General features: G+C 48.9%; 15 protein-coding genes and 1 pseudogene. 13 read left to right on the forward strand and 3 right to left on the reverse strand.

Annotation, left to right across the window (positions count from 1 at the left end):
- The first annotated feature begins 34 nt into the window (after positions 1-34).
- From KIH39_RS15535 to KIH39_RS15550, 4 genes are all read left to right on the forward strand, one after another.
- On the forward strand, positions 35-508 hold the full coding sequence (locus KIH39_RS15535; protein ID WP_213494142.1) for a hypothetical protein: 474 nt from the start codon (positions 35-37) through the stop codon (positions 506-508).
- Positions 509-684: 176 nt separating this feature from the next.
- The gene (locus KIH39_RS15540) at positions 685-1,566 is read left to right on the forward strand and encodes an integrase catalytic domain-containing protein (RefSeq protein WP_213494143.1); all 882 of its coding nucleotides are present in this window, start codon (positions 685-687) and stop codon (positions 1,564-1,566) included.
- A gap of 207 nt (positions 1,567-1,773) precedes the next feature.
- Entirely contained in the window at positions 1,774-2,781 is a 1,008-nt protein-coding gene (locus tag KIH39_RS15545) for a Hint domain-containing protein (RefSeq protein ID WP_213494144.1), read from the forward strand.
- A complete protein-coding gene (locus KIH39_RS15550; protein WP_213494145.1) occupies positions 2,778-3,104 on the forward strand; it encodes a hypothetical protein in 327 nt (108 codons plus the stop codon). Before KIH39_RS15545 ends, KIH39_RS15550 begins: the two co-directional genes overlap by 4 nt.
- A 295-nt stretch (positions 3,105-3,399) precedes the next feature.
- Here the strand turns inward: KIH39_RS15550 and ltrA (KIH39_RS15555) are convergent, their stop codons facing one another.
- Positions 3,400-5,208: a group II intron reverse transcriptase/maturase gene (ltrA, locus tag KIH39_RS15555; RefSeq protein ID WP_390623671.1), complete on the reverse strand. Its 1,809-nt coding sequence runs from the start codon at positions 5,206-5,208 to the stop codon at positions 3,400-3,402.
- Between the two features lie 284 nt (positions 5,209-5,492).
- Here ltrA (KIH39_RS15555) and KIH39_RS15560 point away from each other — a divergent pair, with 284 nt between their 5' ends.
- From KIH39_RS15560 to KIH39_RS15600, 9 genes and pseudogenes are all read left to right on the forward strand, one after another.
- A complete protein-coding gene (locus KIH39_RS15560) occupies positions 5,493-5,948 on the forward strand; it encodes a hypothetical protein (protein WP_213494146.1) in 456 nt (151 codons plus the stop codon).
- A 15-nt stretch (positions 5,949-5,963) separates the two neighbouring features.
- Positions 5,964-6,383: pseudogene (locus KIH39_RS15565) on the forward strand (polymorphic toxin-type HINT domain-containing protein); the annotation flags it as partial.
- A 290-nt stretch (positions 6,384-6,673) separates the two neighbouring features.
- On the forward strand, positions 6,674-7,078 hold the full coding sequence (locus tag KIH39_RS15570) for a hypothetical protein (RefSeq protein ID WP_213494147.1): 405 nt from the start codon (positions 6,674-6,676) through the stop codon (positions 7,076-7,078).
- A 351-nt stretch (positions 7,079-7,429) separates the two neighbouring features.
- Positions 7,430-7,846, forward strand: coding sequence for a hypothetical protein (locus KIH39_RS15575; RefSeq protein WP_213494148.1), 417 nt, complete (start codon positions 7,430-7,432; stop codon positions 7,844-7,846).
- 889 nt (positions 7,847-8,735) lie between these two features.
- Positions 8,736-9,968, forward strand: a complete 1,233-nt coding sequence (ltrA, locus tag KIH39_RS15580; RefSeq protein ID WP_213494149.1) for a group II intron reverse transcriptase/maturase — start codon at positions 8,736-8,738, stop codon at positions 9,966-9,968.
- A gap of 354 nt (positions 9,969-10,322) precedes the next feature.
- Positions 10,323-10,778: a hypothetical protein gene (locus KIH39_RS15585; RefSeq protein WP_213494150.1), complete on the forward strand. Its 456-nt coding sequence runs from the start codon at positions 10,323-10,325 to the stop codon at positions 10,776-10,778.
- A 21-nt stretch (positions 10,779-10,799) separates the two neighbouring features.
- Positions 10,800-11,015 carry a hypothetical protein gene (locus tag KIH39_RS15590; RefSeq protein ID WP_213494151.1) on the forward strand — a complete coding sequence of 72 codons (216 nt, stop codon included), beginning with the start codon at positions 10,800-10,802 and terminating at the stop codon, positions 11,013-11,015.
- Between the two features lie 32 nt (positions 11,016-11,047).
- Positions 11,048-11,485 (forward strand): hypothetical protein, encoded by a 438-nt coding sequence (locus KIH39_RS15595; RefSeq protein ID WP_213494152.1) that lies wholly within the window; start codon positions 11,048-11,050, stop codon positions 11,483-11,485.
- A gap of 195 nt (positions 11,486-11,680) precedes the next feature.
- Entirely contained in the window at positions 11,681-11,971 is a 291-nt protein-coding gene (locus tag KIH39_RS15600; protein ID WP_213494153.1) for a hypothetical protein, read from the forward strand.
- Positions 11,972-12,062: 91 nt separating this feature from the next.
- Here KIH39_RS15600 and KIH39_RS15605 read toward each other — a convergent pair whose 3' ends face one another.
- Both KIH39_RS15605 and KIH39_RS15610 read right to left on the reverse strand, forming a co-directional pair.
- Positions 12,063-12,245 carry a hypothetical protein gene (locus KIH39_RS15605; protein WP_213494154.1) on the reverse strand — a complete coding sequence of 61 codons (183 nt, stop codon included), beginning with the start codon at positions 12,243-12,245 and terminating at the stop codon, positions 12,063-12,065.
- An 868-nt stretch (positions 12,246-13,113) separates the two neighbouring features.
- The gene (locus KIH39_RS15610) at positions 13,114-13,350 is read right to left on the reverse strand and encodes a helix-turn-helix domain-containing protein (RefSeq protein WP_315852386.1); all 237 of its coding nucleotides are present in this window, start codon (positions 13,348-13,350) and stop codon (positions 13,114-13,116) included.
- Positions 13,351-13,449: the final 99 nt, after the last annotated feature.

Here is a 13,449-nt window from a genome sequence, read left to right on the forward strand (position 1 = left end):
TAACGATATCGCCCTCGATCGAGGAGGATCGGAGATGCGGGGACGAAAACCGGCGGGACCGGAGTCAGTCGATGAACTGCCCGGTTCCGTCATCGCGAAGGATCGCTTGAAAACGTTGTTGCGGACGATGATCGGAGAATGCCGGGTGACGGAAGCTTGCCAGATACTGGGCATTAGCGAACCCCGTTACCATCAGTTGAAGCATCAGATGCTGGCGGCGGCCCTGGAAGCCCTGGAACCGCGTCCCGCCGGTCGTCCGGTTCAAGTGCCTTCGGCGGCGGAAGCGGAGATTCAGAAACTTCAAAAAGAATTACGGGAACGGGAAGCGGAGTTAAATGTAGCACTAGTCCGCGAAGAACTTGCATCGATATTGCCTCGCGTCGCTAAGTCAGCGACCGAACCAGAGAAAAAAAAACGGAAGCGAGGGCGACCACCGGGGGACAAAACGGCCGGCGGCGGCGAGGTTGGGGGCGGCAAAAAGATCGCCGGGAGATCGAAAGGAATCTGAGGCGGCGAGTGGTCGAGGTAGTGGATCGAACGCGGCAACGGGGCTTCTCGATACCTAAGATTGCCCAGCGCTTGCATATGGCAGGTCGCACTCTTCGGCATTGGGTTCAGAGCAATGCGGCGACATCTCCTCGACCTTTGGGAAGACCGGTTGTCCGTTCGTCGCGATTGAAGCGAATGGAAGTGCTTGCTCTGTTGGCCGATCTCGGGCCGGCCACCAGCGTGGCAACTCTCAAAGAGTGCTTCCCGGAAATGACGCGTTCCGAGCTCGAAGACATGCTCAGGCGCTACCGCCGCGTCTGGCGGAAAAGGTATAAACGAACCGGCTTCCGGCTCAGGTGGACTACGCCGGGAACCGTCTGGGCGATGGATTACACGGAGACGCCACTCATTGATGGAAAGGACCAATACCTGTTGGCAGTCCGAGATCTGAGCAGTGGTCAGCAGTTGCTAGCCTGGCCTGTGGCGGCGGCAACTGCCGAGGAAACGCTTGTGGCCCTTCGGTCATTGATCACCCGGGAGGGAGCCCCGCTGGTACTGAAAATGGATAACGGTTCTCCGTTTATTGCCGAAGTGGTCCAAGAATATTTGCAGCGAGAAGGCGTGTTCGGCTTGTACTCTCCGCCGAGGAGGCCACAATATAACGGTGCGATCGAAGCGGGCATAGGATCTTTGAAAAGTCGAATCGAACGTAGAGCTGCCTGGGAAGGCCATCCGGAAGTGTGGAACGCTGAGGATGTGGAGGCGGCTCGACGGGAAGCCAATGCCTTGGCTCGACCGAGAGGAGGTCTGGGTCCTACTCCCGAGACGCTTTGGAAAAGTCGGGAGAGAGTCGCAACAGAATCTCGCGATCAGTTCCGAGAGCTTGTTGAAATCCATCGGAACCGAGCTATGGAGGAGGAAGGAAAATCTCCTTCGGGAGTGTTGCTCGAGCAGGAAGCTCGCCGTATCGATCGAATTGCTTTACGCCGTGCTCTCGTCGATCACGGCGATCTTTTGTTCAAGAGAGGGCCAATTCCTCTAGGAATTAAATCGCAAAAAACGGCAAATATTACGTGAGGGGTACACTGGTTAGGCGTAGGCGGGGCTTGGCGTGAAAATCCAACCCTAATAAATGAATGGTTTGAAGCGAACGATTGCAATCCTTTTAAAGGTGACCTTAATGATGCATTAAGCATCGATGCAAGTAAGTACAGCAACATAGGCACTTTTAATGGTCAATCTTATGCACAAGCAGGAGCTGATACGGCAAAAGCAATCAAAGATATGTTGAGTGATACAGCACAATCACTCGTGGTAAATCTGGCTATTCAGTACGGAGCTCCGTTTTTTTTGAAGACTGTTGAATTCCTTGCGAAAAGCGGTTGGACAGTTGTGAGAGATCAATTCGGGAAAATTATTAGAATCGAAAAGAATGGAATCAAAATCACTAGAGCTCAGTTTAAAGATGCGGCAACTGCACAATGTTTCCCAGCAGGAACTTTGGTAGACGCAGAATTTGGTTTGATAAAAATCGAAGAATTAAACGTTGGAGATAAAGTTTGGTCATTCGATCACAAAAATCTGGAATGGAAACTAAAGCCAATACTAAATACCTATATCTTGAAATTTGAGAGTGGGTTAGCCTCCATTTTGGCTGCAGACGAAGTGATTGAAGCTACGGGCGGTCATCCATTCTGGGTGGTTAGAGGCGAATTTTTGGAAAACAGGCCATCTCCAAAAGTCATCTCTCCCAGAGAGATAGATGGAAAACTTGATGGTCGCTGGGTATTAGCAGAAGATTTGAAGCCGGGTGACGAACTTTACTCTCGAAATAAATCCAAAGTAAACGTAGAATCGATTATTATTCGGACGCAACATTTATTTGTATTTAATATACAAGTTGAAGAGTTGGAAAATTATGCAATAACTTCCCTCGGTATTCTCGTTCATAATCAGAATGCGATTGCTGGATTCGAAGCATACGGTGTAAACCCTCTTCCAGGTACTCGAATCAGGCCACCAGGCATTCCGGATGGTTGGCGAATTCGCGGAACGAAATCAAAAGGTGGAATCGAGTACTATAACCCTAATAATCCAAATGAAAGCGTAAGAATAATGCAAGGCAACCCGAACAGTCCATATCCAAATTCACAAGGGCCATATGTTCGCCAACGGGATGCGGGGGGGAATTATTTACGGCCAGATGGTACTCGTTCGCCATTACCCAATGGCGGAAATAAAGATCCCGATACTCATATCCCACTTGAAAGATATCCAGGATTTATCCAATGACTCACTATAACAAATCAACGGTATTGTCGGCACTAGATGAATTAGGGAGCCTAGAAGCTCAAAATCGTCTTTGGCTTTCGGATGGATCTTCAGGAGAAATTTCTTCCTTTGAAGAAGCGATTTGCCAGATATTTGATGCAGGCGTTACACACGAATTGGAAACACGGCAAGTCCCTGCTCCAAGCTATCTGTTATTCATTAAATTGGACCATTTAATTTCCAAAGTGCCAGAAAATATGCCGCCGAAAGATTTAATATCATTATCAATAATGACAGAAATAAGAGATTTAGCTGTAAAATTAAAAAACAGCATTACAAAATAACGCGTGTCCTGGTCAAAAACTGTCCTTTACCGCGGTTTGATCGCACTTTGGAATTAGAATAGCCGAATAGTTATTGAATTGCCAGTCGTCGCTTACGCTGCGAATTTGGTAAGGGAATTGACCTGTTAAGTCGGTTTTTCCCCGCCGTCTTTGATCGGTGATAAATCGTACCTCGCTCCTACCCCGCCTCGGGTCTGTACAATTTTCCTTTTCCATTTTGCGGTCGCGGTAGGGACGGGGATTACTCCCCGCCCCCCGCACAGATCCGTGCATGCGGAATTACCGCACACGGCTCTTACTTCGGGTGTTTGGCATAGAAGCGTTCGTTTGGAGAAGGATGAAGGATTTTCGGGGAAGCAAGAAGTCGATTGGCGAGAGGGCCGAATCGCTCCCAAATCAAGCGATTTCTCTGGCTCCGACGCCTGAGCGACTTATACCAGATACGTACAACTTGAGTGTGAAACGATTGCAGAGCGGGCATGTTCCCTGGGATCGCATGATACTGATAGTACCCTGCCAGCACCTGGCGTAACCAACTTGCTTGCTCGGGGATTGGTTCGTGCCGCCTTTTCGAAAGCACTTCTTTCACCCGTTGCAAGCGAACCCTCATTCGCTTCTTCGCCGTCTTCCTTTTCACCAGAAATGTTCTGCTCAATCGTTTTACGCCACAACAATGGGTAAAGCCGAGGAACTCGAACGTTTCTGGTTTCCCTTGGCCACGCTTCTGACGATCTTCGCCCGCGAACCGGCCGAATTCGATCAAGCGCGTTTTCTCGGGGTGCAATTCCAGTCCAAATTTCTGGAATCGAGCTTTCAGGTCGAATAGAAACCGCTCGGCTTCGCGCCGATACTGGAATCCCAGTGCAAAATCATCGGCATACCGGATAACAATGACGTCTCCGTAGGCATGCTTTTGCCGCCACTGGTGCACCCAAAGGTCGAAGACATAATGCAGATACAGATTCGCGAGGAGTGGAGAGACCACTGCCCCTTGAGGTGTACCCATTTTCGTTTCCGACCAGCGACCGTCTTCGGATACTCCCGCTTTGAGCCATTTCTGGATCAGGCGGAGAATCCTCGGATCGGCGACCCGGTGCTCGACGAATTTCAGCAGCCATTCGTGGTCGATGGTATCAAAGAAACCCCGAATGTCCGCATCGAGCACCCAATTCACCTTCTTTCCCATGATTCCGACGTGAAGGGCATCCAACGCATCGTGCGCCGAACGCTTCGGTCGAAAACCGTAGGAAAAACCCACGAAATCCGCCTCCCAAATCTCACTGAGAACCGTCACTATAGCTCGTTGGACTACCTTGTCCTCTAGAGCTGCAATGCCCAACGCTCGCATTCCTCCGTCCGCTTTTGGTATGTGCGTCCTCCTTACGGGGACAGCTCGATAGCTTCCGGTATGAATGCGGCGATGGAGATCCTCGATTCGATGAGTTAGACCAATTTCGTACTCCTTCCACGTGACACCATCATTGCCCGGAGCCGCATCCTTCTGCAAGGTTTTGAAGCTCTGAATCATTAAGGGTATTGTCACATGATGAAGTAAAGCGGTGAATTTTACCTTCTTATCCTTTCGTGCCACTTCTCGCACTCGCTGCATTCCGGATGACGCGTTGGCTCCGCTCTGTGTCGGAAACGCGACCTTCTGCAGTAAGTTTCCCGATGTTGATAGCCTTCCCTCCATCGTCTCCGCCGGTCTCCGACCTTTGTTCGACGACTTCTCGGGTACTACGCCATCATCCGACTTCTCAAGGCCGTACATGTCAGGATTATGGGTTATCCCCTTTCCCGACCGATCCGACGAACCATCTTCGACGGATGAACTTGAGATCTCCCGGTTCCCGCGCAAAGAGTTTTCCCACATGCTCAGGGCCTCCGACTGCGTAGAGTTCCAGGAAGACTCGCCTATGATGCCCTCCTCGATGTGGCCTTCCGCTTCGGTTAACAGCGTCGGCACCCCAGATGACGTGATTTCGCAGCTCGATACCTGGCCTGTGTGTGCCCCTGTCAACGCTTCACCGACAGCCTCGCGACTGGCGGCGTATGACTCGGGGTCGAGATGACTGGCTAAGTCTTCCTCGCGTGACTCTTTCATTCACTACTCCTTGCCGGTTTCGCCGGCGCACTAACCGTGCTGTGAAATGCGTCCTTGCGTACTTTGCTAGTTGTCCCGAACCGAATTCTGGTCGCATTTGTAGCCGAATTAAAGCTGTAGGGATTTTGGCATTTTGAAGGGTGTTTTGCCGAATACCGGGGAATTTTGGAGCGGTCTGATGACCGAGACCGGGGTGTTGCGATGGGCCGGCGTAGTCCGGCACGAGGCGCTGCCGTTCGCCGTTTATTGCCGAAGTGGTCCAAGAATATTTGCAGCGAGAAGGCGTGTTCGGCTTGTACTCTCCGCCGAGGAGGCCACAATATAACGGTGCGATCGAAGCGGGCATAGGATCTTTGAAAAGTCGAATCGAACGTAGAGCTGCCTGGGAAGGCCATCCGGAAGTGTGGAACGCTGAGGATGTGGAGGCGGCTCGACGGGAAGCCAATGCCTTGGCTCGACCGAGAGGAGGTCTGGGTCCTACTCCCGAGACGCTTTGGAAAAGTCGGGAGAGAGTCGCGACAGAATCTCGCGATCAGTTCCGAGAGCTTGTTGAAATCCATCGGAACCGAGCTATGAAGGAGGAAGGAATATCTCCTTCGGGAGTGTTGCTCGAGCAGGAATCTCGCCGTATGGATCGAATTGCTTTACGCCGTGCTCTCGTCGATCACGGCGATCTTTTGTTCAAGAGAGGGCCAATTCCTCTAGGAATTAAATCGCAAAAAACGGCAAATATTACGTGAGGGGTACATTTTTTTGATAGCACAAGAGGTTGGCTCCCTGCTAAATATTTGAAAATCGGAGACCGAATACAAGGCAACGAAAAAGAGTGGTTATCGATCACAGATTTATTCGAAGACAAAGAAGTAGAACCGGTCTATAACTTAAGAATCGCTGACTATCACACTTATTTTGTTGGAGAAGATTTTTGGAGCTGGTGCATTTGGGCGCATAATCATTATTTTGAGGTTGGCGCGTTTAATGAATTAAAGCAGATAACGGGCTGGGCGAGGCATCACGTTCCACAAACAGTGGTCGCATTGGCTCACGGAGCCACCGATTTTGTGCGAGCAAACGGGCCTGCTATTCGTATACCAGAATGGATGCATAAGGAGATTATTCACTTAGAGTCTGTTCCAAAAGCCCCTATTTCGGATGAATTTCTCGAGGATTTGTAGGGTTAGTCCCGGCTTTTGGAACAGACTCTTAACTGAGAGTGGTTTTTTTGCTAAAGAAGCTGGAAACATTTCACAGCATATTAAAAGTCATTTGCAGCAATTGAGTAACATGGGTGTGCCTAAACAATATTTGCAAGAATTGAAACAACTTATAAAGTGGTGGGAATTCGGATAAATTGAACTGAAAAATATTTCTTATTTTATGAGGTATTGGTGACATTATGCACTCGGAGATGATAGAAAATGTCGCCCTCCATTATTATAACTCCGTTGTTATTGGAGTTATAAGAATGCTCGGGCGAATTCGGGATTTGAATTTGGGCGATTCGCGCAATCCACGTTACAATGACTTGAAAAAATTGCTTCAAAATTTAAATAAATTTGATCCCGAAGATAAATCTTTGCTGATTTCAGGATTAGTAGCAGTGGCTGAATATTCTTGTTATGCTACTGCTGGATTTGTTGAGCATTATAATTCATTTGAATCTGATAACAATAATGATTTATACCCTTCTCTCGTTCTATCGTACAAATATGAAAAAGATGGCGTAATTTCATCAGAGGACGTGGCATCATATCAAGACGGCTTCTCAGATGGCTCCTTCGAATCAGCCTTCATGAAAGTTGCATCATCACCTCAAATGAAAGATCTCGTTCAAAGTAAATTGGTGGAAATATTAGCCAAACTAAATTAGCAGAAATTGTTTCTAAGAAGCCCTAACAAAATCTCTTTTTATAGCAGTATTCAATGGACAAATTGTGGTTTTGTTAGGGCCTCTAAGGCTTTGTCTCTTCATCGTCAACGCACACACACTCACACATGTGCCTTGAATTCTATCTAAGAGACTCTATCGATGCCTTAAATTGCCGATCGAATAACGCCAAAAACGAGGGTTCTATTAGAGCTTACAGACAATCGATCACATTGCAAACGGATTTGGTCGTTAATCTCTTGTCAATTCTTCTTGCGAGTTGATATGTGAAATTTAAAGATCGAAAAGAATTCGGAGTATTCCTTCATAACCAGTTCTTGGGATATTAGCGATATGGATGCACTCTACATTCTCAAAAACTCTACTTTTGATAACTTTGAGATTCAGTACTCCCTCCGAAGCCTCCAAACTCATATTCCTTTCATTCGTAAGGTTTGGGTCTTCGGAGATAAGCCAACATTTCTTTCGTGCAACAAATCGATCATCGAGCATGTGCCTCATGAGTATATGGCAAGTCCTTTGGGTTTTAAATCACCAGTCACAAATACGTTTCTTATAACATTTCTTGGATCAATAATACCTGGGATGGACGAAGAATTCCTCTGGTTCTGTGATGATTTCTTCCTTCTGAAAGATTTCCCACCTGAGGAGGCTTGTAAAGATCGCTATTACGAAGATATGTCAAAAGTTACAACTCGAGGTCGACGGGTGACACTGGCACCCCATCTCAATAAACGCAAGTCGATGTAAAATCTAGACTTGGGTGGCACTGTCTATCTGACAGTGCCATTTAGAACTCACCCATCCTACAACAACAAATCACCCTATTTCAACCCAGAAGGAATTCATGCCCCGGCGGGTGGCAATGGCAAGCATTCTTAATCAGCGCATGTCGTTATCCAGTAACGGTTTGAGTGGCACTGGCCATCTGCGAGTGCGTTTCTGCAATAAAGCGTTCTTTCTGCTCGAATTTGTGCCTGAGAGGGTGACAATTCTCTGGCACTTTTTTCTCCCACGCACTGGCAGTTAGCCAGTGCCACGCGCCCGTGACTATTCGATACTAGCAGGGTGAGATTCCCTGTCGAAAGGAGGCTTGGCCTTTTGTACCCGAAGGTAACTGCGTCGCCGTGAGGCGGGGTGGGGAGCAACCCGAGGGGAGCATCTCGTCCGCAATAAAGTGAACTCGTTTCGGCAGCGGATACCGGCGAGCCTGCGTGGCTAAGGCGAAGCTAGCAAAGCCGGATTGACCGAGAGGTCCGCCAGTGGTTTGGAGAACTAATGGCGACGGCATCATCCCGAGATAAAGCCCCAAGCGAGTCGAGGGAGGTATCCGATGTGGTTGGAGGCGGAAGGAAAGCGAAGGTATCGAATGTAAGCGGGGATATCCGAGGCGCCGGGGAAGGCAAATGCCTTGTGCGTCGGAAGTCAGAGCGTTCATAGTAGCGTAGAAATCGGGTAATACCGAGGGAGCGAAGGGACGTAGGAAGGTGGATTTCGAGGTTACATGAGCAGGAAAGAGAAACCGTCGTCAGTGCCAGTGGCTAAGCAAGGCGGAGAAGCCGGCGACCGAACTCCGGGAACCGTTAGTAGGGTCCGAGAGCAATGGTCGTGGGCGGAACCTGCGGTGTGGACTGATCGGATGTTGAGTGCGCTCGAAGCGGGCGTTAAAGGAGGCGTCTGGTTTAGCTTGATGGACAAGGTGTGCAAGAAGAGGAACCTGAAGTCGTCGGCGACGAAAGTCATAGCGAATGCGGGTTCGGCAGGCGTGGATCATGTAAGTGTCGAGGCGTTTGCAAATCATTTGGACGAGAACCTGGAAGCTTTGGAGCGGACTTTACGGGACGGAACCTACCGTCCTTCGGCGATCCGGCGAGCGGTAATTCCGAAGCCGGGGAGTGAAGAAGGCCGTCCTCTAGGAATTCCGACGGTTCGAGACCGGGTGGTTCAAGGCGCGATTCGTCAGGTGCTGGAACCGATTTTCGAGAAGGATTTCGCCTCGAATAGTTACGGCTTTCGTCCGGGCCGGGGCTGCAAAAATGCCTTGCGAGAGGTGGACAGACTTCTGAAAGAAGGAGGCACGCATCTGGTGGATGTCGACATCAAGGGCTACTTCGACGCGATCGATCACGATCAGTTGATGGATGTGCTGAAGCGGAAGATCGCGGACGGAACGCTACTAGGTCTGGTGGAACAATTTCTGAAAGCCGAGATATTCTCGCCGATGGGGAGTTGGGAGCCAGATTCGGGAGCGCCGCAAGGAGCGGTTTTGAGTCCGTTGTTGAGTAACGCCTATCTGGATCCTTTGGACCATTTGATGGAATCCCTAGGTTTTCGGATGGTGCGATACGCGGATGACATGGTGATCGTCTGCCGCAGTCGAGCGGAAGCGGAAGAAGCCCTGGCGACGTTGAGCCGCTGGTGCGAATCGGCCAAGCTACAACTGCATCCGGAAAAGACGAGAGTGGTGGACACGCAGATCGAGAGTTTCGAATTTCTAGGCTATTGCTTTGGAGTTTATAAAGGACAACGTCTGATATATCCTCGGAAGCGAAGTCTGGAGAAACTTCGGGATGCGATTCGCGCGAAAACGAAGCGGAAAAGAGGCGATAGCCTGTCGCAGATCGTCCGCGACGTGAGCGTAACGCTACGAGGCTGGTACGGATACTTCAAGCACAGCAAAAAGGGGATCTTTCGGGACGTGGATAAATGGACTCGAATGCGGCTGCGGTGCATACTGCGTCGTCGTCTGGGTCACGATTGCAGAAGCCGAAAGAGAGATAACTTCAAGTGGCCCAAAGCTTACTTTGCCGAGGCGGGACTGTTCTCCCTGGAACAGGCACATCGTCTGGAATCTCAATCCCTCAAGGGGTAAGACTACTGACCGGAAAGCCGGATGCGGGAGATCCGCCCGTCCGGTTTGGAGGGAAGGGGGAGCCATTAACTCCTCCTAGCCCTATACGGAAATTGGACGAGGATTGAGTCCTACAATTCGCAAAGATCAATAAAAAAAACAGCAAGTAACCAGTGCCACCCAAACTGTTACTCAATAACGACTTGAGTTGATTTAGTTAGGTTACCAGTGCCACCCCGCCGAACACCGGGGAATTTTGGAGCGGTCTGATGACCGAGACCGGGGTGTTGCGATGGGCCGGCGTAGACCGGCACGAGGCGCTGCCGTTCTCCGTTTATTGCCGAAGTGGTCCAAGAATATTTGCAGCGAGAAGGCGTGTTCGGCTTGTACTCTCCGCCGAGGAGGCCACAATATAACGGTGCGCTCGAAGCGGGCATTGGATCTTTGAGAAGTCGAATCGAACGTAGAGCTGCCTGGGAAGGCCATCCGGAAGTGTGGAACGCTGAGGATGTGGAGGCGGCTCGACGGGAAGCCAATGCCTTGGCTCGACCGAGAGGAGGTCTGGGTCCTACTCCCGAGACGCTTTGGAAAAGTCGGGAGAGAGTCGCGACAGAATCTCGCGATCAGTTCCGAGAGCTTGTTGAAATCCATCGGAACCGAGCTATGGAGGAGGAAGGAAAATCTCCTTCGGGAGTGTTGCTCGAGCAGGAAGCTCGCCGTATCGATCGAATTGCTTTACGCCGTGCTCTCGTCGATCACGGCGATCTTTTGTTCAAGAGAGGGCCAATTCCTCTAGGTATTAAATCGCAAAAAACGGCAAATATTACGTGAGGGGTACAGATTCAAGGCCGTATGCCTGAAAATTTGGCAGAACAGCTAATTATGGAAGATGCATTTGAGGACGGCGGCCAAGTGATTATGAAAGGTCCTTTTGGTGATCCTTTGTATCAAGCCCCAGGCTGGGTTAAAAAGCAAATTACGCATACGCTGCCTGATGGAACAAAGATAGTAGTACATTATATGCACAACACGATTACTGGTGAAATTGCTCAGGTTAAATTCAAGTAGCCTAGTAATTCCCAATTAGCGAAAGACTGAGAATGAAGATTGAATGTATTTCAAAATCTGCAATCACTTTGCCAGTAGACTTGATTCGTCCCGAGCTCGGACTCGGTAGAGATCGCATTTTTTCTTTAATTACTGGAAAGCAATATGTCGTATATGGTATTACATGTTACCTCGGTCATTTATGGTACTATATTTGTGATGAAGACTACTCTTACTATCCAATATGGAACCCGGCCCCATTATTTAGAATAACAGACAATCGAATATCTAAGTACTGGGAAATAGGCGAATATCTAATAGGCTCCTCAGAAATAATCCCGATTATTTCTTTCAGCGAATGGGTACAAAATCCCATATTTTATGATCTGCTAACAGATAGGGAGCAATCCGCCGTACAAACATTTATAAAATACAAGAAGTTGATTGATGAAGAATCTAACATAATTGATCAGGATGATGCGCAACTGTAGACGCTCTGTCCTGATCAAAAACCAGTACCGTCCTGGTCGAAAACCATGTCCAACAGTCGGAGTGGATTTTTCGTGGTTAAAATCCAAGCTAAGATTGACCGGGGTTGTCTCAAAATAGGGGTTCGAATCCCAGCCGACTGATACGATGGTTGAATTCTTGCGGTTCAGCGCGCGGAGTCGCCTTGGGAAGTTCGGATGATTTTGACTTTATGCCGCTCGGCGATAGCTTTTCAGAAGTCCGCCGAGCCGTTCTTGCACAAAACGCTGCTGAATTGCTTCACCAATCCGATGGCATTCGTGAATAGTATCCGATGCCCGCTTCGATTATTTGAGGGCGAAGATGGAAGAGACGTCAATATTCCTCTGGCTCTGGCCGCTCGGAAAGCCGGTAAGGACTGCGAAATTGTAAACGTTACGGGAAATCATCAAGAGATGGTTTCGCCATCGGTCAAGAAATTAATCGAGTGGTTCCGGCAGTTGAAATAGCTCTGCAAAAAATTGTTTTTCCCTTTGCAGCAATAACAATTTCAAAAACTGTGAATATCCCTTAATTTTCGATAGCTACAAACAGATCTTATTAACATTGCTGCAGCATTAGGCCACCGAGATCGTGCTCCGGTCGATGCCCAGAGCCTCGCCGATCTTCGCCTGTGTGCCCGGTGAGGCACATGTTGGCGATGATCCCCAGACGGGCATGATCGTAGACTTCCTTGCGTTGTGACTTGGTGGCGCGAGGCGGGGGCGGGAGCCGCTTCGTCAACTTCGGACGGGGATGGTTCGGTGTTTTTTTTGGCCATGGCAGTGTGCAGGGAGTTAGTGTGCAAGCTCCCCGATTATGCCAAACGGGTCCGAACTGGGTGAGAAGCTACCGTTCCAAATAGATTTGGAAAGTGAATTTAGATTCGATTCACTCAACAGCTGAAGCAAGATCGAGAATGGAAGGCGCGAAATTGTGGTTCAATTAAGCAGAGACTGAATGTTCTTGAGAACGTAGTCAAATAAGAATTGATCTGAGCAATTTTTGGAATGAGCGTTGAGTCTGATAAGTACGTACACTCCTACAACATTTCCTCCGATACCTCCCCCCCAGGTTGTTCCAGTTGTCGCTCCGAAGGATTTATTTTTGAGTCCAATCCCTAGAGTTCTGGGTACTACACTAACGATCTCCCAACCATCGAGCCCCAATTTGGGAAGCAATCCGAGACTGAACCCTGAACACACCATTTCGTCGAGGACTTTTGAATCGATCTCAAGGTAAACACTTTCATACAAAACCACCTGTTCGCCATCCAAGATCCTTTTCTTGATCGCCTTGGCGAGGGTAAGAGCTTTATTTTTGCGTTCCTGATTATCTTTCTCATTTTTTCGCGTTGCTCCTCGGCTGCAGCAACCTGCTCTCGATGAATTAGAATCAGGCAGTCAAAGCAATATTTTTTCATGGAAATTAGGCCCAGTGAAGCTCCACATCTTTTACATTTGGGCATCTTAAACTCCCGTTTCGCGATCTTTGAATAAGAATTTTCAGTGTCTACTTTATTGGCCGAAACGATCATGGAAGTTCGATTGAGGAAAGCCGTCGAATCGAGATTTGCGGCCCAGATTGGTCGTCTAGTTGATGTTCCTTTTAGTCAGAACAAATTGCTTAAGCTGACTCTAAGATTCCGGGCGATGATCCGAAGGTTGAGTATGGAGAGGTTGCGTTCCCCACGTTCCACGGAACCGATAAATGTTCGGTGCAGCTGACATTTCTCAGCTAGTTCCGCTTGGGTTAAGCCCTTTTTTTCACGGATTTCGCGTATCCGGGAACCGAGCTGGAACAGGAATGCTTGATCGTCGAGATTCATGCTTGACGAACATGCTGCCATTAGTCATGATGTGTTTAAGTAGCATTTTGGTGATGCGTTTAAGTTTCCCCTAAGTGAAGAACTGGCCCATATGAGGAAAATCGGAGATTTTGATTCAGC

This window comes from Telmatocola sphagniphila (genome assembly GCF_018398935.1).
In the GTDB taxonomy this organism is placed as follows: domain Bacteria; phylum Planctomycetota; class Planctomycetia; order Gemmatales; family Gemmataceae; genus Telmatocola; species Telmatocola sphagniphila.

What these genes read in the sequence shown, in the direction of transcription:
- KIH39_RS15570 (WP_213494147.1), top strand. Translation starts at nt 6,674, where the DNA reads ATGCTCGGGCGAATTCGGGATTTGAATTTGGGCGATTCGCGCAATCCA.
- KIH39_RS15575 (WP_213494148.1), top strand. Translation starts at nt 7,430, where the DNA reads ATGGATGCACTCTACATTCTCAAAAACTCTACTTTTGATAACTTTGAG.
- ltrA (WP_213494149.1), top strand. Translation starts at nt 8,736, where the DNA reads ATGTTGAGTGCGCTCGAAGCGGGCGTTAAAGGAGGCGTCTGGTTTAGC.
- KIH39_RS15535 (WP_213494142.1), top strand. Translation starts at nt 35, where the DNA reads ATGCGGGGACGAAAACCGGCGGGACCGGAGTCAGTCGATGAACTGCCC.
- KIH39_RS15610 (WP_315852386.1), bottom strand. Translation starts at nt 13,350, where the DNA reads ATGGCAGCATGTTCGTCAAGCATGAATCTCGACGATCAAGCATTCCTG.
- ltrA (WP_390623671.1), bottom strand. Translation starts at nt 5,208, where the DNA reads ATGAAAGAGTCACGCGAGGAAGACTTAGCCAGTCATCTCGACCCCGAG.
- KIH39_RS15540 (WP_213494143.1), top strand. Translation starts at nt 685, where the DNA reads ATGGAAGTGCTTGCTCTGTTGGCCGATCTCGGGCCGGCCACCAGCGTG.
- KIH39_RS15595 (WP_213494152.1), top strand. Translation starts at nt 11,048, where the DNA reads ATGAAGATTGAATGTATTTCAAAATCTGCAATCACTTTGCCAGTAGAC.
- KIH39_RS15590 (WP_213494151.1), top strand. Translation starts at nt 10,800, where the DNA reads ATGCCTGAAAATTTGGCAGAACAGCTAATTATGGAAGATGCATTTGAG.
- KIH39_RS15550 (WP_213494145.1), top strand. Translation starts at nt 2,778, where the DNA reads ATGACTCACTATAACAAATCAACGGTATTGTCGGCACTAGATGAATTA.
- KIH39_RS15545 (WP_213494144.1), top strand. Translation starts at nt 1,774, where the DNA reads ATGTTGAGTGATACAGCACAATCACTCGTGGTAAATCTGGCTATTCAG.
- KIH39_RS15600 (WP_213494153.1), top strand. Translation starts at nt 11,681, where the DNA reads ATGATTTTGACTTTATGCCGCTCGGCGATAGCTTTTCAGAAGTCCGCC.